Source organism: Nocardiopsis sp. Huas11 (assembly GCF_003634495.1).
Lineage (GTDB): Bacteria > Actinomycetota > Actinomycetes > Streptosporangiales > Streptosporangiaceae > Nocardiopsis.
Genome location: NZ_RBKY01000001.1, coordinates 4,072,918 through 4,095,150, shown reverse-complemented (window position 1 = coordinate 4,095,150; position 22,233 = coordinate 4,072,918). Strand labels below are relative to the sequence as shown.

23 protein-coding genes and 2 pseudogenes are annotated in these 22,233 nt (G+C 73.6%); 14 read left to right on the top strand and 11 right to left on the bottom strand.

The annotated features are described in order from the left end of the window. Positions 1-124: 124 nt before the first annotated feature. Positions 125-1,015 carry an NAD(P)-dependent oxidoreductase gene (locus DFP74_RS18650; protein WP_121183228.1) on the top strand — a complete coding sequence of 297 codons (891 nt, stop codon included), beginning with the start codon at positions 125-127 and terminating at the stop codon, positions 1,013-1,015. A gap of 91 nt (positions 1,016-1,106) precedes the next feature. On the opposite strand, the gene DFP74_RS18645 is transcribed toward DFP74_RS18650, so the two are convergent. The 3 genes from DFP74_RS18645 to aztA form a co-directional block, all read right to left on the bottom strand. After that, positions 1,107-1,412: a metalloregulator ArsR/SmtB family transcription factor gene (locus DFP74_RS18645; RefSeq protein WP_121183226.1), complete on the bottom strand. Its 306-nt coding sequence runs from the start codon at positions 1,410-1,412 to the stop codon at positions 1,107-1,109. Between the two features lie 84 nt (positions 1,413-1,496). Next, positions 1,497-1,802, bottom strand: a complete 306-nt coding sequence (locus tag DFP74_RS18640) for a hypothetical protein (protein WP_121183224.1) — start codon at positions 1,800-1,802, stop codon at positions 1,497-1,499. A 170-nt stretch (positions 1,803-1,972) separates the two neighbouring features. Further along, complete coding sequence (aztA, locus tag DFP74_RS18635; protein WP_121183222.1) at positions 1,973-2,650, bottom strand: zinc ABC transporter ATP-binding protein AztA; 678 nt, start codon at positions 2,648-2,650, stop codon at positions 1,973-1,975. Positions 2,651-2,715: 65 nt separating this feature from the next. On the opposite strand from aztA, the gene aztB reads away from it, so the two are divergent. The 4 genes from aztB to aztD all read left to right on the top strand — a co-directional run bounded on the left by aztB (position 2,716) and on the right by aztD (position 7,011). After that, positions 2,716-3,594 carry a zinc ABC transporter permease AztB gene (gene aztB / locus DFP74_RS18630; protein ID WP_121183220.1) on the top strand — a complete coding sequence of 293 codons (879 nt, stop codon included), beginning with the start codon at positions 2,716-2,718 and terminating at the stop codon, positions 3,592-3,594. Beyond that, a complete protein-coding gene (locus tag DFP74_RS18625; RefSeq protein ID WP_121183218.1) occupies positions 3,591-4,808 on the top strand; it encodes an ABC transporter in 1,218 nt (405 codons plus the stop codon). Before aztB ends, DFP74_RS18625 begins: the two co-directional genes overlap by 4 nt. A 5-nt stretch (positions 4,809-4,813) precedes the next feature. Further along, on the top strand, positions 4,814-5,746 hold the full coding sequence (gene aztC / locus DFP74_RS18620) for a zinc ABC transporter substrate-binding protein AztC (RefSeq protein ID WP_121188350.1): 933 nt from the start codon (positions 4,814-4,816) through the stop codon (positions 5,744-5,746). A gap of 77 nt (positions 5,747-5,823) precedes the next feature. Beyond that, a complete protein-coding gene (aztD, locus tag DFP74_RS18615; protein WP_233571024.1) occupies positions 5,824-7,011 on the top strand; it encodes a zinc metallochaperone AztD in 1,188 nt (395 codons plus the stop codon). 112 nt (positions 7,012-7,123) lie between these two features. On the opposite strand, the gene DFP74_RS18610 is transcribed toward aztD, so the two are convergent. Both DFP74_RS18610 and DFP74_RS18605 read right to left on the bottom strand, forming a co-directional pair. Next, a complete protein-coding gene (locus DFP74_RS18610) occupies positions 7,124-7,768 on the bottom strand; it encodes a GPP34 family phosphoprotein (RefSeq protein ID WP_121188348.1) in 645 nt (214 codons plus the stop codon). 72 nt (positions 7,769-7,840) lie between these two features. Further along, on the bottom strand, positions 7,841-8,557 hold the full coding sequence (locus tag DFP74_RS18605; protein ID WP_121183216.1) for an ABC transporter permease: 717 nt from the start codon (positions 8,555-8,557) through the stop codon (positions 7,841-7,843). Between the two features lie 12 nt (positions 8,558-8,569). Here DFP74_RS18605 and DFP74_RS18600 point away from each other — a divergent pair, with 12 nt between their 5' ends. From DFP74_RS18600 to DFP74_RS34420, 3 genes are all read left to right on the top strand, one after another. Then, complete coding sequence (locus tag DFP74_RS18600) at positions 8,570-8,872, top strand: hypothetical protein (RefSeq protein ID WP_147453882.1); 303 nt, start codon at positions 8,570-8,572, stop codon at positions 8,870-8,872. Next, positions 8,865-9,131, top strand: coding sequence for a hypothetical protein (locus tag DFP74_RS18595; RefSeq protein WP_121183212.1), 267 nt, complete (start codon positions 8,865-8,867; stop codon positions 9,129-9,131). Before DFP74_RS18600 ends, DFP74_RS18595 begins: the two co-directional genes overlap by 8 nt. Positions 9,132-9,195: 64 nt before the next feature. Beyond that, a complete protein-coding gene (locus DFP74_RS34420; RefSeq protein ID WP_233571023.1) occupies positions 9,196-9,996 on the top strand; it encodes a peptidoglycan-binding domain-containing protein in 801 nt (266 codons plus the stop codon). A 24-nt stretch (positions 9,997-10,020) separates the two neighbouring features. Here the strand turns inward: DFP74_RS34420 and DFP74_RS34415 are convergent. Beyond that, positions 10,021-10,140: pseudogene (locus DFP74_RS34415) on the bottom strand (ABC transporter ATP-binding protein); the annotation flags it as partial. Positions 10,141-10,377: 237 nt separating this feature from the next. On the opposite strand from DFP74_RS34415, the gene DFP74_RS35050 reads away from it, so the two are divergent. Beyond that, complete coding sequence (locus DFP74_RS35050) at positions 10,378-12,300, top strand: phosphatase PAP2 family protein (protein ID WP_305037059.1); 1,923 nt, start codon at positions 10,378-10,380, stop codon at positions 12,298-12,300. Between the two features lie 25 nt (positions 12,301-12,325). On the opposite strand, the gene DFP74_RS18575 is transcribed toward DFP74_RS35050, so the two are convergent. Beyond that, entirely contained in the window at positions 12,326-13,720 is a 1,395-nt protein-coding gene (locus DFP74_RS18575; RefSeq protein ID WP_121183208.1) for a hypothetical protein, read from the bottom strand. A 215-nt stretch (positions 13,721-13,935) separates the two neighbouring features. On the opposite strand from DFP74_RS18575, the gene DFP74_RS18570 reads away from it, so the two are divergent. Next, positions 13,936-15,291, top strand: coding sequence for a molybdopterin-dependent oxidoreductase (locus DFP74_RS18570; RefSeq protein ID WP_121183206.1), 1,356 nt, complete (start codon positions 13,936-13,938; stop codon positions 15,289-15,291). Continuing rightward, entirely contained in the window at positions 15,291-15,812 is a 522-nt protein-coding gene (locus DFP74_RS18565) for a hypothetical protein (protein ID WP_199725698.1), read from the top strand. The genes DFP74_RS18570 and DFP74_RS18565 overlap by 1 nt, the downstream gene beginning before the upstream one ends. Before the next feature lie 242 nt (positions 15,813-16,054). On the opposite strand, the pseudogene DFP74_RS34400 reads toward DFP74_RS18565, so the two are convergent. From DFP74_RS34400 to DFP74_RS18545, 4 genes and pseudogenes are all read right to left on the bottom strand, one after another. Further along, a pseudogene (locus tag DFP74_RS34400) lies at positions 16,055-16,519 on the bottom strand (class I SAM-dependent methyltransferase); the annotation flags it as partial. Further along, positions 16,516-17,259 (bottom strand): DUF2064 domain-containing protein, encoded by a 744-nt coding sequence (locus DFP74_RS18555; RefSeq protein ID WP_199725697.1) that lies wholly within the window; start codon positions 17,257-17,259, stop codon positions 16,516-16,518. The gene DFP74_RS18555 and the pseudogene DFP74_RS34400, both read right to left, overlap by 4 nt. Continuing rightward, a complete protein-coding gene (locus DFP74_RS18550; RefSeq protein ID WP_121188346.1) occupies positions 17,256-18,008 on the bottom strand; it encodes a glycosyltransferase family 2 protein in 753 nt (250 codons plus the stop codon). Before DFP74_RS18550 ends, DFP74_RS18555 begins: the two co-directional genes overlap by 4 nt. Before the next feature lie 103 nt (positions 18,009-18,111). Then, on the bottom strand, positions 18,112-19,185 hold the full coding sequence (locus DFP74_RS18545) for an NAD(P)-dependent oxidoreductase (RefSeq protein WP_121183200.1): 1,074 nt from the start codon (positions 19,183-19,185) through the stop codon (positions 18,112-18,114). Positions 19,186-19,480: 295 nt separating this feature from the next. Here DFP74_RS18545 and DFP74_RS18540 point away from each other — a divergent pair, with 295 nt between their 5' ends. The 3 genes from DFP74_RS18540 (at position 19,481) to DFP74_RS18530 (ending at position 22,219) form a co-directional block, all read left to right on the top strand. After that, positions 19,481-19,993, top strand: a complete 513-nt coding sequence (locus tag DFP74_RS18540) for a lamin tail domain-containing protein (RefSeq protein ID WP_121183198.1) — start codon at positions 19,481-19,483, stop codon at positions 19,991-19,993. A gap of 82 nt (positions 19,994-20,075) precedes the next feature. Next, positions 20,076-21,461 (top strand): IS30 family transposase, encoded by a 1,386-nt coding sequence (locus DFP74_RS18535; RefSeq protein WP_370013344.1) that lies wholly within the window; start codon positions 20,076-20,078, stop codon positions 21,459-21,461. A gap of 143 nt (positions 21,462-21,604) precedes the next feature. Further along, the gene (locus tag DFP74_RS18530) at positions 21,605-22,219 is read left to right on the top strand and encodes a DUF1707 domain-containing protein (protein ID WP_121183196.1); all 615 of its coding nucleotides are present in this window, start codon (positions 21,605-21,607) and stop codon (positions 22,217-22,219) included. The last annotated feature ends 14 nt before the right edge of the window (positions 22,220-22,233 follow it).

Below are 22,233 nucleotides of genomic sequence, written 5' to 3'. Positions count from 1 at the left end.
TCGCCCTCGCCCGGGGCCTTGAGGCGGTCCGGAGCGGATCCGAAGGATTCCCGCAGGAGCGGGGAGCAGAGTCCAGAGTGTCACCGCGGCCGAACCGACGGCCGCCCGCGCATCGGAGCACCTCATGAACTCCCTCCCCACCGTCAGCGTCCTCGGCCTGGGCAACCTGGGCCGCACCGTCGCCGAGCGCTTTCTCGAAGCCGGGCACCGCGTCACCGTGTGGAACCGCTCGGCGCACCGGGCCGAGCGGCTGCGGGTCGGCGGCGCGGTCGTGGCGGCCGACCCCGCGGCGGCGGTGGCCGCCTCCGAGCTCGTCGTGACCGTCCTGCTCGACCACCCGGCGGTCCGGGAGGTCCTGGGCGGCGCGACGGCCGGCCTGGCGGGCCGCACCGTGCTGAACCTGTCCTCGGGCACCCCCGAGCAGGCGGCGGAGCTGGCCGCGTGGGTCACCGACCAGGGCGGCGCCTTCCTGGCGGGAGCGGTCCTCGCCGTCCCCCAGACCCTGGGCACCTCGGAGGCGTTCACCCAGGTCAGCGGTGACACGGTCGCCTTCGAGCGGTATCGCGCGACGCTGGACCGGCTGGGCACCGTCCGCTACGCCGGCGCGGCGCCCGAGCTGGCCTCGGCCTACGACGTGGCCGTGCTCGCCGGGATGTACGGGATGTTCGCGGGCTTCTTCCAGTCGCTGGCCCTGGCCGAGGCCTCCGGGATCACGGGCGCGGAGATCACCGAGCTGCTCGTCCCGTGGCTGGCCGGGGCGGCGGCGGTCCTGCCGCTCTTCGCCGGGGAGGCGGACGCGCGGGAGTACGCGACCGAGACGTCCAACCTCGACATCAACCGGGCCGGGCTGGCCGCGATCCTGGACAGCGGCCGGGCGCGCGGGGTCTCCGACGACCTGCTCGCCCCGCTGCTGGCCCGCCTCGACCAGCAGGTCACGGACGGCCATGGCGAGAAGAGCCTGTCCCGCGTCGTGGAGAGCTTCCGCACCGGTACCGGGGAGACCGTCCGGGCCTGACCCTTCGCCCGGGCGGTGTCGGATCGGCTGGGCGGCCCGCCGGGCCGCCCTCCCGCGCCCTCACCACGGCGTCCCGCCCGTCCCGCGCCGCTCAGGACTCCGAGGCGTGCCGGATGGCGTCGAGAACGATGTGCGCGATGTGCTCGTCGATGAGGGAGTACTGGATCTCCCGAGCCTTGCGTTCGGCGGTGACGATCCGCGACGCGCGCAGGACGCGCAGGTGCTGGGAGACCAGTGGCTGGCTCGCTTCCAGGGCGCCGACGAGTTCGTGCACGTACTTGTCGCCCTCGGCCAGCTCCCGCACGATCCCCAGGCGTATGGGTGCGGCCAGTGCGCGCAGCAGCTCACTGGCCGGGCGCAGCTCCCGGAGGGGGTCGCGAGACGGATCCATTGTCATATACGCATATTAGCAACCGATAACGGATCCCCTTCCCGCGCCGGGAGCGGCGCCGGGTCCTGGACGACGCGCCGGGCGGAACGGTCAGTGGTCGTCCCAGTGCCCCTCGTGGGCCGCGTGCCGGTGCCCGTCGTGCAGGTAGTCGACGTGGTCCTCGTGCGGGACGGCGACGTGCCCGCAGCCGTGCCCGTGCTGGTGCCCGTCGTGCGCCTCGTGGACCACGTGGCCGCTCGGGACGCACTCGTCGACGTGGTCCTCGTGCACGCGGTGGACGTGGCCGTCGTGCACGAAGTCGACGTGGTCGCCGTGCGGGAACGTCACGTGGCCGCAGGACTCCCCGTGGACGTGCGCGTGGTCGCTGTGCGTGCGGTGCTCGGCCGTGCTGGTCATCGTCGATCTCCTCGGCATAGCGGAATGCTCGATCCACCGGAGGACGGCCCGCCCGCGAAGGGCACACGGGCGCCGCGGTCCCGCCGGTGGAATCAATATATAGCAATACTTGCATACTACAAGGTGAGCGCCGGAACGGCACGCCACCGACCGGTGAGACCGGTCGGTGCCTACCGCCGCACCCCGCCCCAGGCGCGCGCGGCCTCCTCCGGCGGCCCCGAGGCCGCCACCGCGCCGCCTTCCATGACGAGGCAGTGGTCGGCACCGAGGGCCTCCTCCGGCGCGTGGGTCGCGTGGACGACCGTCACCCCCTCGGCGCGGACCCGGTCCACGGTCGCGCGGATGTACTCCAGCGCGTGCCGGTCCAGTCCCGCGGAGGGCTCGTCCAGCAGCAGCAGGCCCGCCTCCTGCGCCAGCCCCTGGGCGACCAGGACGCGCTGGCGCTGGCCGCCGGAGAGCTCGCCCAGCTGCCGGCCGGCCAGGTCGGCGACTCCCATCCGGTCCAGGCACTCCCGGACCACCGCCCTGTCGCGCCGGGTCAGCGGGCGCCAGAGGCCCCGGTGCGCCCAGCGCCCCATCGCGACCGCCGTGCGCACCGTGAGGGGCAGGGCGTCCTGGACGGCGCTGCGCTGCACCACGAAGGCGGGCCGGGACCCGCCCTGGCGGGTCACCGTTCCCGCGCGGGGTTCGAGGGTGCCCGCCAGGACCCCGAGCAGCGTGGACTTTCCCGAGCCGTTGGCCCCGACCAGCGCGGTGACCGCGCCCTCGGGGATCCGGGCGTCGACGCCCCTGAGGACGTCCGGCCCCCCGTACCCCGCGTACACGCCCTGCAGCTCGACCCAGCCCATGACCACTCTCCTTACGCCACCCCGGCGTGAAAACGATAATGATTATCATTGTAGAGTGTCCCACTATGGAAGCCTTCTTCGCGCCCTTCGGGGTCGTCTTCGTCCAGCGCGCGCTGTGGGGCGGGATCCTCGTCTCCGCCATCTGCGCGCTCGCCGGGACGTGGGTGGTGCTGCGCGGCATGGCGTTCCTCGGGGACGCGATGTCGCACGGCATGCTGCCCGGGGTGGCGCTGGCCTCCCTGTTCGGCCAGAACCTCCTCCTGGGCGCCGCGCTGGCGGCCGGGACGATGGCCGCGGGCGTCACCGCGCTGGGCCGCTCACCCCGCCTGTCCCAGGACACGAGCATCGGGCTGCTCTTCGTGGGGATGCTCTCGGTCGGCGTCATCATCGTGTCCCACTCGGCCTCCTTCGCCGTGGACCTCACGGGGTTCCTCTTCGGCGACGTCCTGGCCGTACGCGAGCGCGACCTGGCCTATCTGGGGGCGGCCCTGGCCGTCGCCCTCGCGGTCGCCGCCGGAGGCCACCGGGCCTTCGTCGCGCTGGCCTTCGACCCCCGCAAGGCGCACACCCTGGGACTCGCGCCGCGCGCGGCGCACGCCGTCCTGCTCGGCCTGGTCACCCTGGCGGTGGTCGCCTCCTTCCACGTGGTCGGCACCCTGCTGGTGTTCGGCCTGCTCATCGCGCCCCCGGCGGCCGTCGCGCTCTGGGCGCGGAGCATCCCGGTCATCATGCTCGGCGCGGCCCTGCTGGGCAGCGCCGCCACCTTCGTCGGCCTGCTCGTGTCCTGGCACTGGGAGACGGCGGCCGGCGCCACCATCGCGGCCGTGGCCGTGGCCCTGTTCTTCGTCTCCGCACTCGCCTCCGCCGCTCGGCCCGCGGCCTCACGCACGGGCCGCCCGGAGCGGCCCACCACCGTTCACCAGGAAGGACAGACGACCCCATGAAACGCGAACACCGCACCGGCGCCGCGCTGGGCGCGACCGGGCTGGGCGCCCTGTTACTGATCACCGGCTGCGGGGACACCGCGACCGGCGGCTCCCCCGAGCAGGCGGCGCCGACGGAGGCGGAGGAGACCCCGCACGGCTACGTCGAGGGGGCGGAGGAGACCGCCGAACCCCAGTCACGGCTGGTCGTCGCCGACACCGGCACCGGGGACGTCCGCGTCCTGGACCTCCTCACCGAGGAGGTGACCGAGCTGGATCCGGTGCCGGAGGTCGACGCGATCTCGGGTGACGGCCGGTTCGCCTACCTGCAGTCATCGGATCATGGGAGCACCGACGTCGTGGACAGCGGCGCGTGGACCGTGGACCACGGCGACCACTCCCACTACTACCGGACCGGGATCGCCCACGTGGGCACCCTGGACGCCACGACCAGCGGCGCCGTCACCGACACCGCCGTGACCTCCCTCCTCGACGGGCACGGCTCGACGACGACCCTGGACCGCTCCGCGCTGGAGAGCGGCGAGGTCGAGCCCGTGACCGCGGTCTCCGGCGACGCGGCGACCGTCCTGCCCTACGCCGGAAGGCTCGTGGTGGCCGAGGGCGGTTCCGACGGACAGGTCCGGGTGCTGGACCGCGAGGGCGCCCCGGTGGAGGTCCTCGACGAGACCTGCACCGACCCCGCCGGCGCAGCGGTGACCAGGCGGGGCCTGGTCCTCGGCTGCGCGGAGGGCACCCTCCACGTGAGGGAGGACGACGACGCCCTCGAAGCCGAGACCGTCCCTTACCCCGGTGACGGCGGCGCCAGGACGGAGTCCTTCCACCACCGGCCCGGATCGGCCGTCCTGGCCGCCATCGCGACCGACGGCGACGTGTGGGTCCTCGACCTCGCCGAGCCCGCCTGGACCCGGCTGGACGTGCCCGATGCCGTGGCGGTCGGCGCGGTCGGCGAGGACACCTTCGTGCTGGTGCTGACCGCCGACGGAACCCTGCGCTCCCTGGATCCGGCGACGGGAGAGGAACAGGCCGCCACCGCCCTCCTGGACGAGGTGGGCGAGGACCCCGCACCCACGATCCAGATCGACACCAGCCGCGCCTACGTCAACGACGCCGAGGCGGGCCTCATCCACGAGATCGACTACAACGACGACCTGCGCCTGGCGCGGACCTTCGACGCCGGGATCGCGCCGCACCTCATGGTCGAGACGGGACGGTGACGGACATGGGAACGCCGATCGCGCTGCGCCTGGGCGCCGCCGCGCTCGCACTGACAGGGACGGCCCTCGGAGCGACCGCCTGCGCGGCGCAGGACGACCGCGGCCAGGGCATCGTCGTGACGACCAACATCCTCGGCGACATCACCCGCACCGTCGTGGGCGAGGAGGCCGAGGTCACCGTCCTGATGAAGCCCAACGCCGACCCCCACTCCTTCGGGATCTCCGCCCAGGAGGCCGCCGCCGTCGAGAACGCGGCCCTGGTCGTCTACAACGGCCTCGGCCTGGAGGAGGGCGTGCTGCGCAACGTCACGGCGGCCGAGGAGGCCGGAGTGGCCACCCTGGAGGTCGGCGCGCACGTGGACCCCCTCCCCTACGGCTCCGACGAGAACGAGGGCGAGCTCGACCCCCACTTCTGGACCGACCCGCGACGGGTCGTCCAGGCCGTCGACCTGATCACCGAGAACGTGGTCGAGCAGGTCGAGGGGGTGGACGCCGCCGCCGTGCGCGCCAACGCCGAGGCCTACACCGCGGAGCTGGACGAACTCGACGCGTGGACCGCCGAGGAGTTCTCCGCCATCCCCGAGGAGAACCGCAGGCTGGTGACCAACCACCACGTCTTCGGCTACCTCGCCGACCGCTACGGCTTCGAGGTCATCGGCACCGTGATCCCCAGCGGCACCACCCTGGCCTCCCCGAGCACCGCCGACCTCAAGGACCTGTCCGACACCGTGCGCGAGGCGGGCGTGAGCGCCGTCTTCGCCGACTCCTCCCAGCCCGACCGGCTGGCCACCGTCATGGCGCAGGAGGCGGGAGTGGACATCGAGGTGGTCCCCCTGTTCTCCGAGTCGCTGAGCGAGGAGGGCGAGGGCGCGGCGACCTACCTGGAGATGACGCGCTCCAACACCGAATCCATCGTCGCCGGACTCGGCGACGACTGACCCGGACCCCGGATCCCCACACCGCGGCGGGCCGGTCCCTCGGCCCGACCGCTTCCATCAGAAGGAGACACCACCCCATGAGCATGTCGCACCACCTCAGGACCTGGGCGGCCCCGCCCGTCCTCGTCTCGGCCGGACTCCTGCTGACCGCCTGCGGCGCGGGACAGGGCTCGGCCGCATCCGAGGACGACGAGCGGGCCGCGCAGACCGTGTCGATCGCCGACCCGATCGTGACCACCTACGACGGCGGCCTGTACGTCCTGGACGGCGACACCCTGGAGGTCGCCGCGGACATCGAACTGGAGGGCTTCAACCGGATCAACCCGGCCGGCGACGACCGGCACGTGATGGTCTCCACGGCCGAGGGCTTCCAGGTCCTGGACGCCGCCGGCGGCGAGCTGACCGACACGCTCTTTCCCGCCGAGGAACCCGGGCACGTCGTGCCGCACGGTGGGAGGACCGTGCTGTTCGCCGACGGCAGCGGCGAGGTCACCATGTTCGACACCGACGCCCTCGGCGACGGGCTCCCCGAGGACATCGAGGTCCACATGAGCGAGGAGGCCCACCACGGTGTGTCCATCGAGCTCACCAGTGGGGAACTCGTCACCACCCTCGGCGACGAGGAAGAACGTGTGGGCGCGATGGCTCTGGACGCCGACGGCGAGGAGATCGCCCGCAACGAGGAGTGCCCCGGCGTCCACGGTGAGGCCACCGCCGAGGACGAGGTGGTCGTCATCGGCTGCGAGGACGGTGTGCTGATCTACCAGGACGGCGAGTTCACCAAGGTCGACGGCCTCGACGACTACTCGCGGATCGGTAACCAGGCCGGATCGGAGGAGTCCCCGATCGTGCTGGGCGACTACAAGACCGACCCGGACGCCGAGCTGGAGCGCCCGGAGCAGATCGCCCTCATCGACACGGCCGAGGCCGAGCTCTCCCTGGTCGAGCTGCCCGGCAGCTACACCTTCCGTTCGCTCGGGCGCGGACCCGCGGGCGAGGCCCTGGTCCTGGGCACCGACGGCGCTCTGCACGTCATCGACCCCGAGGAGGGCGAGCTCGTGGACAGCATCGAGCTCATGGACTCCTGGGAGGAGCCGCTGGAGTGGCAGGACCCCCGGCCCGCGCTGTTCGTGCGCGGTGGGACCGCCTACGTGAGCGACCCCGCCACCCGTGAGATCCACGCCGTGGACCTGGAGTCGGGCGAGGTCACCGCGTCCACCACCCTGGACGAGGCGCCGAACGAGCTCAGCGGCGTCACGCCCTGACCCCTGGCGGTCCCGCATGAGGACGGGGGCGGTGCGCGTCGCGCGCCGCCCCCGGCACGGCGGCGGCCGCGCCGCCGCCGGCCGTCCCGGACGGTCGCCGGCACGGCGGCGGTCAGTAGGAGGCGCCCCGTCCGGTGGCCATGACCGCGGCGCGGACCGCCACGCGCAGTCCGGGGACCCGCGTGTCGAAGCGTTCCTGGAGCGCCGTGAGCGCCGGTCGGTGGTCCGCGCGCTCCTGCGGGGTGAACACGGCCCAGACATCGCCCTCGGCGGCGATCGCCACCAGGGCCGCGTCCCCGGCGGGGACCTCCTCCGCGCGGCGGCCCGACAGGAGCGCGTCGCGCGTGCGCTCACGCAGCAGGAGGGCCTGCTCGGGACGGTCGAGGGTGACCGTGCGCGTGGGGAACATCCCCAGCGCCCGGCCGCGGACCACCCTGATCCACCCGTCCGCGGCGAGCTGCTCGCGCACCGCCTCCTCGGCCCCGGCCATCCTGCGGTACACCGCGGTGTTGAAGTGGTGGACGCGGTCCGGGGCCAGGTCGTCGAGCACGTCGGCCAGGAACGGATCGTGGGGCGGACCGGTACCGGTGCGCTCCACCCTGCCCTCCCGGGCCCGGAGCCGTCCGTCGAGCACCAGCTCGGCCAGCGCCGCGGCGCACAGCAGCTGACCGCGGAAGGCGGCGCTGACGGGGTCGAACCCCGATCCCTCGATATCGTAGCTGAGCAGGTAGAGACGCTGCGGCAGCGTCAGGTCCATGTCGTTCACCCCGCACTCGTGCCCGGTCCACCGGGCGTCGAAGCGTCCGCGCGGCGACGCGCGTCGGAGCCGTCATCGGCGCGGCTCCCAGCGGAAGACGCGGGCGGCCAGCGCGACCGCCACGACCACCCAGGCCAGTGTGGGCGCCAGCAGGGCCGGCGACTCCCCGAGGGGGACACCGCCGTTCCAGGCGCCGACCACCAGCTCGGCCGCCGAGCCCTCGGGCAGCAGGCGCTTGAGCACGGTGAGCTCCTCGGTGCCGGTGAACCCCACCCAGCCGGACACGGCGAGGGTGCCGACCAGGAGGGGCAGCGTGGTCACCTGGGCGTGTTCGGGGGAGTTCGTCACCCCGGCGGTGGCCAGCCCGAGACCGAGCATCATGGCCACCGTCGCCAGGACGGCCGCCACCAGGAGGGGCACGTCGGCCGGCCCGCCGGCGACCGCGGTGAGCACGGTCAGGACCACGCCCACCTGGACCAGCGTGATGGCGGTGACCGGGAGCAGGAGCCCGAAGAGGATGGCGGGGTCGCCGGCGGCGGTGGAACGGAGCCGCTTGAGGAAGAGGTTCTGCCGACGCGAGGCGAGCGTGGTGACCGTCGTGGTGTAGAGCCCCATCACCACCATGATGAACACCAGCACCGCAGCGACGGCGCCGAGGTCCAGGGCCGGAATGAGGCGGTGCAGGTAGATGTAGAAGGCGCTGGAGGCGGCGGGAACGACGAACATGGTGACCAGAACCAGCCGGTTCCGGAAGACCTGGATCAGCTCGCCCTGAGCGATCGAGAGCATGGTGCGGGGGCCTTGTCCTGGAAGGTGCGGTACGGGGTCGGGGTCGTGTTCTTCTGCGGGCTTTCGGGTGAGCTCGCGGTCGTCAGGCCATCTCTCGCAGACTGGCCGCCACCCCGCCACATCCTGCTCGGCGTGGGCGCGTACTCGGTGATCGCCGGGGTCCTCTACCTGACCCAATCCACCGGCCTGAGCCTGGCCGGGCAGGCGGGATTCCTCCTGCTCTTCACCACGCAGATTCCCCTCGCCGCGACCGCGTACCTGCGTGAGACCCGCACCCGGGAGCTGCGCGCCGAGGCGGTGGCCGCCCGTGGATGACCTGCTGGCCGGGTTCGCCTGGGACGACCTTCGACGTGCACTGATTGCTCTCCTGGCCGGTGTCGTCTACCTCGCCGCGGTGCGCCTGATCCAGCGCTACAAGACCGTCCTGGACCGCTGGCTCAAGCCCTCCGAGGAAGTTCCGATCGCACCTGTCCCCGCGCCGGAGCCCGCCCCGGAGGAGTTCGAGGACGAGGAGGCCGTGGACGAACTCGACTACTACCTCCAGCTCAAGGACGACCCGCCCGACCCCCGCTGAACTCACCTTTCCCCAGCCCGCACCGGCCGACCGGTGCGGGCCTCGTCATGTCTGGAGCACGATCATGGCTCGAATGCCGGGCGTCCAGTGGCGCCCCATCAGCACCAACTACCGGTCGGGCGGCTGCCTTCCGCGCATCGTCACCATCCACAAGATGCAGGGCAGCATGAGCGGCACCGATAGCTGGTTCCGTAACCCCCGCGCGCGGGTGTCCAGCCACTTCGGAGTCAGCAAGGGCGGCACCATCCGCCAGTGGGTGAACACCTCCGACTCCGCCTGGGCACAGGGCAACGGCAACGGCTACTGCCTGTCGATCGAGAACGAGGGCAACGTCAATGAGCCGCTGACCTCCGCCCAGCCCGACGCCTGCGCGCGCATCCTCAAGTGGGCCAACGGCGTCCACGGTGTACCGCTCCAGCGCACCACCAGCATCGGTGGTCGCGGCCTGGCCTACCACTCCCTCGGCGGCTCCACGTGGGGCGGACCGACCGGTTGCCCCGCAGCGCGGGTGATCTCCCAGCTCGGAGAGATCGTCCGACGTGCAGGTGGCTCCGGTGGCGGCGGTGGCTCGAACCAGGGCACCGGTAAGGCTCCAGCCTTCCCCTTGCCCTCGGGCTACGCCTTCGGCCCGCGTAGCGGCCCCGCCTGGCAGGTGAGCGGCTACTACGGCCACCGCGAGGACCTGCGCCGCTGGCAGCGCCAGATGCTGGCGCGCGGCTGGGCCGGGCTCGGCACCGCCGATGGCCTCTACGGACCCAAGACGGAAAAGGTCGCCCGGCAATTCCAGGCTGAAAAGTCGCTGGGAGTCGATGGCCTGATCGGCAGTCACAGCTGGAAGGCCGCCTGGGAGACCCCAGTGACCTGAAATACACCCCATATAGGGAAGTATCGTGCCGAGCAGGGCGTAGAGCTCGCCCTGCCGCACCTGGAAGGACAGGTCACGCACCGCGGTGAAGTCGCCGTAGGCCAGGTGCAGGTGTTCGACGTCGATGACTGGTGTGGAGGTCATGTCCCCATTCCAGCCGCCCGCGCGCCCGCCCGGCAGTGGTGCCGTGTCACCCGCGCACCATGACGTTCGTCCGGGCGAGGGCATGACGCGGTGTCACTACCGATCTCCTGGACGGCGCCCGCGCAGATCCGGACACCATTCACATCGGGCACAGAGGACGTTCGTCGTCCCGTCACGCGCTTCTGGGATTCCTTGGCGAGGAGAGTTCCCCCGAGCGTCGCCCCAGGAATGAGAAGCATGCGCGAGAAGAGCACGATCGACCGACGGCGTTTCCTCGGCCGCGCCGCCGCCGTCTCGGCGGCCGTGGCCGCGGCCCCCGCCGTGGCGTGGGCGCCCGCCCACGCCACCCCGGGCGGAGCACCGTCGCAGGCGCCGGGGCTCCTCCCGTTCGTCGACCACTACAAGACCAACTCCGCCCACCGTCTCAGCCCGCACACCAACGCGGCCGTGCTCATCCTGTCCGAGTTCGACCGGATCTGGCGGACCGGCTCCAGCTGGGACGACGGCCGGCCGCGACGGAACCGCGTCCTGCGCGAGAACATGCGCTACTGCGTCGAGACGACCCGCGAGCGCACCGACGAGGAGGCCCGGCAGTCCTTCGTCACCGACCGCCAGCACCAGAGCTACGCCGTGATCGCCGGCCTGGGCCCGCTCGCCGAGTCGTACCGGTCGGCCGCCAGGGCGGTCACCTCCATCACCGAGGCGCCCGACGGCACCCCCGACGACCAGGTCGGCGACCGGGTGCCCGACGACGCGCCGCCCGGCTCCGAGGTGGGCGCCGGGTCCAGCGACTCCGCACTGGGCGCGGTCGTGGACCTGGTCGACACCGTGCGCGGCCCGCACTCCTCCGGCAACCCGAGCAAGTACACCTTCCAGTACCCGCGGCCGTGGCGGATGACGGTCGACAGCGAGGTGGCCGACACCGGCGGGGTCGACGCGTTCGGGTTCCCCGTGTACGAGTCGGAGGTGGTGGTCGCACCGCAGCTGCTGCGCCAGCGCAGCACCACCCCGGAGCGGGACGGCGGCTACGTCAGCGGCCACACCAACGCGCTGTACCTGGCCGCGCTCGCGTTCGCCTACGCCGTTCCCGAGCGCTTCCAGGAGCTGGTGACGCGCGCGGCCGAGCAGGCCCACTACCGGATCGTCTCGGGCATGCACTCCCCCGTCGACGTCATCGGCGGCCGGGTCCTGGCCACCGCGCTGGCCGCGGCGATCCTCTCCGACCCCGACAACGCCGGGCTCAAGGCCGCGGCCCGTGAGCAGGCGGAGGCGTTCTTCTCAGCGCAGACCGACGGCACCCTCTGGGACCACGCCCACTCCGGCGACGACCCCTACGGCGACCGGGAGGCCAACGAGCGGATCTACCGGCCCAAGCTGACCTACGTCCTGCCGCAGCGGGGCCGGGAAACGCCGCTGACCGTACCGGCGGGCGCCGAGGTCCTGCTGGAGACGCGCCAGCCCTACCTCGACGCCGAGCAGCGCCGCGCGGTCCTGCGCGGCACCGCGCTGTCCTCGCGCTACGAGCTGCTCGACGGTCCCGAGGGGTGGGGGCGGCTCGACCTGTTCCGCGCCGCCGACGGCTACGGGTCCTTCGAGCGGGACGTGCGCGTGAGCATGGACGCCTCCCTCGGCGGGTTCCACGCCGCCGACGCCTGGCGCAACGACATCGACGGCTCCGGCGGCCTCACCAAGGCCGGCACCGGCACGCTGACCCTGACCGGGGACAACGGCTACTCCGGCGGCACGTCCGTGGAGGAGGGCACGCTCGTCGCCGCCTCGCCGAGCGCCCTGGGCGGGGGCGGGGTGACGGTGCGGGGCGGCAAGCTGCGCCTGGAGCGGCCGCTGGCGGTGGGCGGCGACTACCGTCAGACCGCGGGCTCCCTGGCGGTGGCGGCCGCCGGGCACCAGGACGCGGAACGGCGCGACGGCGACGGCGACGACGGCGGGCGCGCCGAGAGCCTGCTGACCGTGCGCGGCGCCGTCCGGATCGAGGACGGGGCGAAGCTGACGATCGACGCCGCCGACGCCGTGGCCGGTGTCGTGCACGTGATCGACGCGCGTCGGCTGCGGGGCGCGTTCGCCGACATCGAGGTGACCGGCGGCGACTACACGGCGGTGCCCGACTACACCCGCCGCGGCCTCACGGTCGAACTGCGGTAGGTCCGCCGCGGCGCGGCCGCCCCGCTCACCACCCCGTGTCCAGCAGGTGGTCGACGAGCAGGGCGGTCGCCGCCTGGAGCGCCAGCCACACGCGGTGGTCGCGGGAGGGCAGCAGCGCCGCCGCCGGGACCAGCCACAAGGCGAAGGGGAGCCAGATGCGCTCGGTCTCGGCCTTGCTCATCCCGGAGAGGTCGGCGACGGCGATCGCGCACACCGCGCCCCCGACGAGCAGCGCCACGGGTCCGACGCGCGATCCCGACGCGGGGCCGGGCCGCGAGCACACCGCCCGCGGGAGCCGGGCCAGGGCCCGCCGCGCCCCCGCGACGGAGGCCACCCCCGCCGTCAGCACCACGGTGGCGAGGTTGGCCCAGACCCAGTAGCCGTAGGGCCGGACCGCGGCCACGCCCTGGTAGTAGCGCTCCACCACCAGGCGGTACCCCTCCAGCCACCAGAAGCCCGCCGCCGTGAACGCCGCGGCGACCGCCAGCGCCCCCGCCAGGGCGTAGGGCAGCGGGCGCGCGGTGCGCGCGCACACCAGGACGGCCACCGCCGGGATCGCGAGCAGGACCAGCCCGTAGGACAGGTACACCGTCCATCCCAGCAGCAGCCCGGCGGCGAGTGCCGTCACCCGGGGCGCGCGGGCGTCCGGGGACGCGGCCACGGCGAGCAGGGCCAGGCCCCACGCCGCCACGCCGGCGAAGTAGCCGTCCGCCGACGCGCCGACCCAGACCGCGCCGGGGAACAGCGCCAGGAAGGGGGCCGCGGACCGGGCCGCGCCCTCGGCTCCCAGCGCGCGGAGCGCGACGAGGACGGCGGCCGCGGCCGAGGCGCCCGCCACGACGCACCAGGCCCCCGCCCAGGCGCCGCCGCCGAGGCCGAGCCGGTCCAGGGCGACGAAGGTCAGGACCGCGCCGGGCGGATGCCCGGCCACGTGGGTGGGCCAGTTGTCGGGCTGGCCGATGAGGATGTGCCCGGTGAACCCGCGCAGTGCCGCTCCCACGTCCGCGAAGCGGTCGACCGAGGCGGGGTACTCGTAGGGCGACTCCAGCGGCTCGGCGAAGCCCCGTGGGCCGTCGACGAGGGCGAGGGCGAACGTCCACAGGACGGACACCGCCCAGGTGAGCAGCACCAGCGGACGCCAGGCCAGGGCCCGCGCCACGGCAGGCCCGCCGGCGACCACCGCCACGGCCACGGCGATGGCGGCGACGGTCCCGGGTCCGGTGTGCGGGAACCAGGACGCGTACAGCGGTGGCCAGTCGACGTGCAGGGTGCCCTCGGAGCGTTCGAGGGCCCGTCCGACGACGACGGCGAGCGCGACGAGGAGGAGGGCGCCGAGCGCGGCGAGCGCGTCGAGTCGGCGTCCGGCTCGCCCGTCGCCGACCGTTCGGGGATCGTGGTGGTGGAGGCCGCGTGGCGTCACGCCGCCACCCTAGGCTCGGCGGCCCAAAGCGGCCACGACCGGCCTCCGGCGTGTCGGGGGAGAGCGGAGCGCCTGGTGGGAGGGCGTTTCGCTGCCGGGGCACCGGGCCCGTCCGGCCTAGGATCGCGTGCGCGGACCGGCGCGGCGCGGAGCGTTCCGGGGCGACGGGCGACGGGCGACGGGCGACGGGCGACGGGCGACCGAGGAGGCCACGCGTGGACGAGGACGGCGAGCACACGGGCGCGCCCGGGCCGGACGGGGACCACGCACCACCGTCGCACCGGTGGCGTGCGCTGGTGAGGGACGGCCCCGCCTTCGGGCCGACGCGACCCGGGTTCTGGCGCAGCCCGGCCCGCGGCCGCTGGACGACGTCGGTGCTGGGCGCGGTCCTGCTCGTGGGCCTCGCGGTCGTGACGGTCACCGGGCTGCTGTCCTACGCCGCCTACAACCCGGACCTGACCCCGGTCAACGACAAGACCCCGGACAAGGGTCTGCTCGGGTTCTACCTCTTCCCCTGGCCGACCGACCCGCACTGGCTCTACCGGCTGACCCAGGGCCTGCACGTGACCCTGGGGATCGTGCTGGTCCCGGTGCTGCTGGCCAAGCTCTGGTCGGTCGCGCCCCTGTTCTTCGCCTGGCCGCCGGTCCGCTCCGCGGCCCACGCCCTGGAACGGCTGTCCCTGCTCCTGCTCGTGGGCGGAGCGCTGTTCGTCTTCGCCACCGGGATACTGAACGTCCAGCTCGAGTACGTCTTCCCCGGCTCGTTCTACGTCCTGCACTTCTACGGTTCCTGGGTGTTCCTCGGCGGCCTGGCCGTGCACCTCGGCACCAAAGTGCCGGTCATGGTCCGCACGCTGCGCCGGGGGCCGTCCGATCCCCCAGGCCCCGGCCCGGGGCGGCCCGCCGGGGGCGAGCCGCCCGAAGGGCCCGGGCTCACCGCACCGGACCCGGCGCCCGCGACCATCTCCCGCGGCGGGGTCCTGGGGCTGGTGGGGCTGGGGTCGCTGACGCTGTTCGCGGTGACGGCGGGACAGAGCATCGGAGGGCCGCTCCGGGCCACCGCGGTCCTGGCCCCGCGCGGCCGGTCGACGGGCGAGGGGCCGGGCGACTTCCCGGTCAACACGACCGCGTCCCGCGCCGGCGTGGGCGCGAACGAGACCGGGCGGGACTGGCGGCTGACCGTGCGCCGCGGCGAGGACGAGGTCGTCCTCACCCGGGACGAGCTGCTCGCGCTCCCCCAGCACGGAGCGGCCCTGCCGATCGCCTGTGTGGAGGGGTGGTCGACCCGGGACCAGGAGTGGTCGGGGATCCGCCTGTCCGACCTGGCCGCCCTGGTCGGCGCCGCGGCTCCGGTCTGGGTGCTCGTGGAGTCGGTCCAGCGCACGGGCAGCTTCACCAGTGCCGGGCTGAACGCCCACCAGGTCGCCGACCCCCGCTCGCTGCTGGCCCTGCGCGTGAACGGCGCGGACCTCTCCCTGGACCACGGGTATCCGGCCCGCGTCATCGTCCCGGCCGCGCCGGGCGTGCACAACACCAAGTGGGTCGGCCGGCTCACCTTCGAGGAGGCGTGATGAACGCCCTGCGGCGCTGGTACGGGGCCCCGCTCTCCCACCTCGTGCTCATGGTGGCGTCGTTCGCCCTGGCCGGGTACGCGGGAGTGCGGCTCCTGGACGGCGACGCCGTCGGTGTCGCGGTGTGGTTCGTCGGCGCCGCCGTCCTGCACGACCTGGTGCTCGTCCCCGGCTACACCCTCATCGACCGCGGCTGGCAGGCCGCGGCCGGGCGCCTGGCCCGCGTGGGGCACGGCGGGCGCAGCGGGCGCGACGGCCGGGTGCGTGCCGGGCACGACGAGCGCGGGCGCGTCCGGCTCGTCAACCACGTGCGCGTCCCGGCCGCCGTCTCCGCACTGCTGTTCGTGGTGTACTTCCCCCTGATCCTGGGCCCGTCGCAGGCCTACGTCTCCAAGAGCGGCCTGCCCGGGGACCCGTTCGCCGAGCGCTGGCTGCTGGTCTGCGCACTGCTGTTCGCCGCCTCCGCGGTGGTCGGGGCGGTCCGGTACGCGCGCCGCGCTCCGGCCGACCACTCGGGCTGAGGCGAGGCCGAGCGCACCGCGGCCGCACCGCCGCCGAAGGCGGAGCGCAGCGCCACGAACAGGCGACCGCCGTCCTCCCAGGTGTCGGCTCGGGCCCATCCCGTCCGCTCCGCCAGCCGCGCCAGCGCGGGAAGTCCGAGCCTGGCCCACGCGAAGGGGGCGCCGACACGCCCCCGCCCGTCGCAGATCCGCACGGTCATCCGCTCGCACACGTCCTCGGCGGCCGTCTCGACGATCAGCAGCCCGCCGGAGCGGACCACGTCCCGCATCCGGGCGAGCAGCCTCTCGGGTGTCCCGCCGATACCGATGTTGCCGTCGACCAGCAGGGCGGTGTCCCAGCCGCCCTCCCCGGGCAGCGGATCGAACGCGGACCGGCACAGCGCCCTGCCTCCCGACGCGTTGGTGCGCGCCACGGCCAGCGGGTTCAGGTCCACGCCCAGGGCCGGACGGCCGCGCCCGGCCAGCGCCGCGACGAACCGTCCGGGACCGCACCCCACGTCCAGTGTGCTGCCCTCGCAACGGGCCAGGACGGCGGCGTCGACCGGATCGACCGCGCCGCACCAGCGCTCGACGTCGAGCGGCAGCGACGACCCGTCGGGCCGCCGCAGGAACAGCGGACCGCTGCCCCGGGCCAGCGCCTCGGAGTAGGGGTCGCAGCGCCACGCCGGGACGTCGGCCGGTGCGACGCCGACCTCGGCCGCGCTCATCCCACCACCCCGTTCGCCCGGTCCCGGACCGCCCGCGCGAACCGGCTCCCGGGCGCCTGGCCGGCCACCCGGTCGACGTCGGCCGCGGTGTCCACGTCCGTCAGGACCGGCAGATCGACGACCCGAAGGCCCGCGTCGGTCAGGCGTCGGCGCTGGATCCGGCCGGTCCGATCGGTGGACATCGGCACGCCCCGCACCAGGGCGGGGTCGGGGTCTGCGAGGCCGAGGGCCCAGAACCCCCCGTCCTCGCTCGGCCCGAACCACGCGTCGGCGCGCCGCCAGGCGTCGGCGGCCAGCACGGGGGCGAGGGTGCGCGCCGTGACCTGCGGCGTGTCCATGCCCAGGAGCAGCGTGGGCCCCGAGGACCCGGCGAACGCGGCGGCCAGGCGCTCGTCCAGTCCGCCGCCCGTCTGGGCGACGACGTCGAACCCGGAGTCCGGCAGCCACGGCCCCGGCCGCCCCTCCAGGACCAGGACTCGGCGGCGGGCTGGCAGCGACAGCACCGTGCGCAGGGTGTCCGCGAGCGCGGCGGCGGCCAGGCGCGCGGCCTCTTCGGCGGTGTACTCGGGCGCCAACCGGGTCTTGACCCGTCCGGGGACGGGCTCCTTGGCGATCACCAGGAAGGTCGTGGCCCCGACGGGTCCGACCGGTTCGGTGGCTTCGGTGGCTTCGGTGGCTTCGGTGGCTTCGACCGGCTCTACGGGATCGGCGGGTCCGACCGCTCGCGCGGGGGCGTTCACCGGTCCCCTCCCACGGAGCGCGTCCGTGGGCGTGCGGAGGGCTCGCGCAGGACCGCCGACATGTCCCGCACCGCCGTCCACGTCCCCCGCCACGTGCCGGTCACCTTGGAGGCGCCGGTCCTCGGGTAGTAGGGGACGTCCACCTCCTCGATCCGCCACCGCGCGTCCGCGGCGCGCACGACCATCTCCAGGGGGTAGCCGGAGCGCCGGTCGGCCAGGCCGAGGGCGAGCAGGTCCGTCCGGCGTGCGGCGCGCATGGGCCCGATGTCGCGGATCCGCACACCGGTACGTCTGCGCAGCATGCGCGCGACCGCGGCGTTGCCCACCCGGGCGTGGACGGGCCAGGCGCCGCCGCGCGTGGGGCGCCGACGGCCCACGACCAGATCCGCCCGACCCTCGCGCACGTCGTCCACCACGCGCGGGAGCAGGGACGGGTCCAGGGACGCGTCGCAGTCGCAGAAGCAGACGATGTCGGCGGTGGCGGCGAGGAGTCCCGCGTGACAGGCCGAGCCGAACCCCCGTCTGCTCTCGGTGACGACCAGGGCGCCCAGTCCTTCGGCGATGCGCGCGGAGCCGTCCGTGGACCCGTTGTCGACCACGATCGGCCGCCATCCCTCGGGCACGCGCTCGATGACCCACGGCAGGGCCGAGGCCTCGTCCAGGCACGGGAGGACCACGTCCACCGGTGGTGGCCGCTCCCCTCGCGTCGCCCCCTCGGGTTCCTGCCGGGGGCGGTCACGTTCGGTCACGGATTCTTCGCTCTCACGTCGCTCATCGATCACGATGATCACGCTACGAAGCGATGCGACTCCCGTGCGGGAGGGACACTCCGCGACACGCGGGCGCCCCGGGTCAGCGCGCCGGCGCCTGGGCCCCGGACCGCGCACGGGGCTCCGCCCGCGCGAACTCCCGCACCCCTTCGGTGAAGCCGACGCGCGCACGCCAGTCGAACTCCTCGGTCAGGCGCGCGGAGGAGGCGGTGATGTGCCGGACGTCGCCCAGGCGGTACTCGCCGGTGACGACGGGATCGGGTCCTCCGTGCGCCTCCGCCAGGGCCCACGCCATGTCACCGACCGTGTGCGGCGTCCCGCTGCCGACGTTGAACGCGGACAGCACGCCCGGGGGTCGTTCGGGAAGGGCCGTGACCACCGCGGCGTTGGCCTCGGCCACGTCGCGCACGTGCACGAAGTCGCGCCGCTGGCGGCCGTCCTCGAACACGCGCGGGGCCCGGCCGCGAGCCAGGGCGGAACGGAAGAACGACGCCACCCCCGCGTAGGGAGTGTCACGCGGCATGCCGGGCCCGTAGACGTTGTGGTAGCGCAGCGACACCGCGCGACCGCCGACCGCACGCGCCCACGCCGCGCAGAGGTGCTCCTGCGCCAGCTTGGTGGCGGCGTAGACGTTGCGCGGGTCGGCCGGGGCGTCCTCGCCGACCAGCCCGGGCTCCAGGCGGGCCCCGCAGCGGGGGCACGGCGGGTCGAAACGGCCGGCGGCCAGGTCGGCCTCCAGACGCGGACCGGGCCGGACGGGTCCGTGCTCGGCGCAGGTGTAGGCGCCCTCGCCGTAGACCACCATCGATCCGGCGAGCATGATGTCGCGCACGCCCGCGCGGGCCATCGCGGCCAGCAGCACCGCGGTGCCCAGGTCGTTGCAGCCGACGTAGTCGGGCGCGTCGTCGAAGTCCGATCCCAGCCCCACCATCGCCGCCTGGTGGCACACGGCGTCCACGCCGCGCAGGGCCCGTTCCACGGCGTCGCCGTCGCGGACGTCGCACACCAGGTCCACGCCCGCCTCTCCCGGGGGCCGGCCCGCGTGGGCCTGCGGCAGCAGGGCGTCGAGCGTCACCACCGTGTGCCCAGCGGCGCGGAGGGCCTCCGCCGCCTGCGAACCGATGAACCCCGCCCCACCAGTGACAAGTACGCGCATGCGGCCCACGTTAGGCCGCGGGAGCCGCCTCGGCCCCGGGCCACACCGTCGGCCCCCGGATCCGGCGGGCGGGAGCCCCCGGGCCCCAGGAGGACCACCAGGGGACAAGGCCCCCGACCGGCCGGAACTCCGGGCAATGCACTGCAAGACCTTCGGAATCCGACCAAAGTACGAATTTCCTCTCTTCCCAGGCGGCCGCGGCCTAGCATTGACCCGCCATCCTCGGCACCCCCGCCTGCGAGCCCCACGGGGTGGCTCGCATCGAAGGACACGGCACCTCAAGAGAGGGAACCCCATGCGCACGACCCTGCGTGCCGGATTCGCGGCGGCCATGCTCGCCGCCCTGCTCGTCCCAGGACCCGTCGAAGCGGCGTCCACCACGGGCGCGCTCATGATCACCCACGTGCGTCCCAACGCCGGCGGGGCCGACACCGTCGACGGCAAGGCCCGCAACCTGAACGGGGAGTACTTCATCATCAGGAACGCCACCAACGCGACGGTGAACGTCCGCGGGTACGTCCCCGACATCACGAGCAACACCTACGGGCGCGTCCTGCCCTCGTACAACCTGCCCGCCGGAGCGACCGCCTACGTCCACACCGGCAGCGGCACGCACTACAAGGACTCCAACGGCAAGCACCACATCTACCGCGGGTACGCGCGGCACGTCCTGCCCAACACCGCCACGTCGAGGAACCCCGACCTGCGGTTGAAGAAGCCCGGGAGCGCGGACGACAACGGCTCGAGGGGCACGATCAGCTCGTGCAACTGGGGCACCGCCGCCAACGGCACCACCTACCGCTGCTGACCCGCGTGGACGGCCCCCGTGACCACCCCTTGGGTTCTAGCGGTGGTCGCAACACCCTGACTTTGGGGAGGTTGCGGCCACCGTGTCGTTTTCCAAGCAGGAACTGGCCCGGCTGCGGGAACGGTTCCTGGAACAGATGGCCGATGACGGCAACGTCACCGAGGTCGCCCGATCCCTGGGCATCAACCGCAACACCGCGTTCGGCTGGGCCCGCCAGGCCGGACTGCGCTCCCAGCGCCGGCCACGGCCACACCCGGCACGGGAGGAGTACGAACGCCTGCGCAAGAACTCTGTGCCCCGCCGCGAGGCCGCACGGCGAGTCGGGATCAACGAGCGCACCGCCCGTGACTGGGACCACGGGGTCCGCAGATCGGGCAACTCCCGGTTCTACCCTGACGGGCGCCGGGTCGACTACTCCACCGGACAGACCACGATGGAGTCCATGACCACCCCCGCGCCGACCGTGGCCTCGCTCGAAAGACCGGTCCACCAGCGCTTCTTGACCCTGCCCGACCGGGAGAAGATCGCGGACCTGCACCGAGCCGGACGGAGCCTGCAGGCCATCGGCCGGGCGTTGGGACGCCCGGCCTCGACGATCAAGCGCGAACTCGACCGCCACAGCAACACGGACGGCTCTTATGGTGCCTATGCGGCCCAGCGCCGGGCGGTCGCACGCAGGGCGCGTCCCAAACCCGCCAAGCTCGCCGCTCCGGGCGCTTTGCGGGACTACGTCGCCACGGGTTTGCGGAAACGGTGGTCACCGGAGCAGATCAGCAAACGGGTCTGCTCGGACCACCCCCAGGACGAGGACATGCGTGTGAGCCACGAGACGATCTACCAGGCCCTTTACGTCCAGGCCCGCGGCGGGCTCAAACGTGAGGTGAGCGCGGCGCTGCGCACCGGCCGGATCCGGCGCAGAACCCACCGAACGGGTGAGCGGCGCCAGAGCCGGTTCGCCGATCCGATGGTGATGATCAGCGAGCGTCCCGCCGAGGTCGAAGACCGTGCCGTGCCGGGACACTGGGAGGGGGATCTGATCACGGGCGCGCAGAACAAGTCCGCGATCATCACCCTGGTCGAGCGCTCCACCCGGTACGTGATGCTGGGGCACGTGCCCGGCGAGCACACCGCCGAGGCTGTCGGAGGTGTTCTGAGCGCCCTGGTCGCCTCGCTGCCCGAGCATCTGCGCGGGTCGCTGACCTGGGACCAGGGAAGCGAGATGGCCGGCCACAAGGCGTTCTCGGTGGCTACGGGGGTACCGGTGTTCTTCTGCGACCCGGCCTCGCCCTGGCAGCGGGGCTCGAACGAGAACACGAACGGGCTGTTGCGCCAGTACTTCCCCAAGGGCACCGACCTATCGGTGCACGGCCCGCTGGATCTGGAGCATGTCGCTCAGGAGCTGAATGGTCGGCCACGCAAGACGCTCGGCTGGGAAACCCCAGCCGAGCGTCTGCATACACTCGTGTGATCAACGAGGTGTTGCGAGGACCCCTTGAATCCGCCCCCTCGTCGTGGGGGCCGTCCACGTTCGAACCCGGGGCCGGGTCCGCCCCACCTGGCGTCACCACGCCGGTCAGAGGGCCGAGGAACGACCGGGATACGCTGAGCGGCGTGAACGACCACGACGACCCCCTCCCCGCGCACCCCGCTCCGGCCGGGGGACTGCGCGCCTCCCATCAGGACCGGGACGCGGTGGTGGACCTCCTGCGCGACGCGGCGGCCGAGGGACGCATCGACTACGACGAGCTGGACGAGCGCCTGGAACGGGCACTGACGTCCAAGACCCACGCCGAACTGGCCGCCTTGACCGCCGACCTGCCCGCGCCGCAGGGCGCCGGGCACCAGCGGTCGCCGCTGGTGCTCAAGGGAGGGCTGAGCGGCGCCACGCGCGGCCCCGGGCGGTGGGAGGCGCCCGCCCACGTGATCGCCCACGGCGGTGTGGGCGGCGTGAGGATCGACTTCAGCCGGGTCCAGAGCCGCCTGCGGGAGATCCTCGTGGAGGCCTACGGGGAGACGTCCGGTGTCATGGTCGTCATCCCCGACGGCTGGGCCGCCGACACCGCGGGCATGGACCCCGGCGCCGGCGGCCTCAAGGACAAGACCACCTCCGACCGCCTCCCGGGGACGCCGCTGATCCGGTTGACCGGATCCGGCGGCATGGGAGGGGTGGTCATCCGCCACCCCAACCGCAGGGAGCGGCGCAAGCTCGACGACAACCCGAGCTAGGCCGTGTTTTTGCA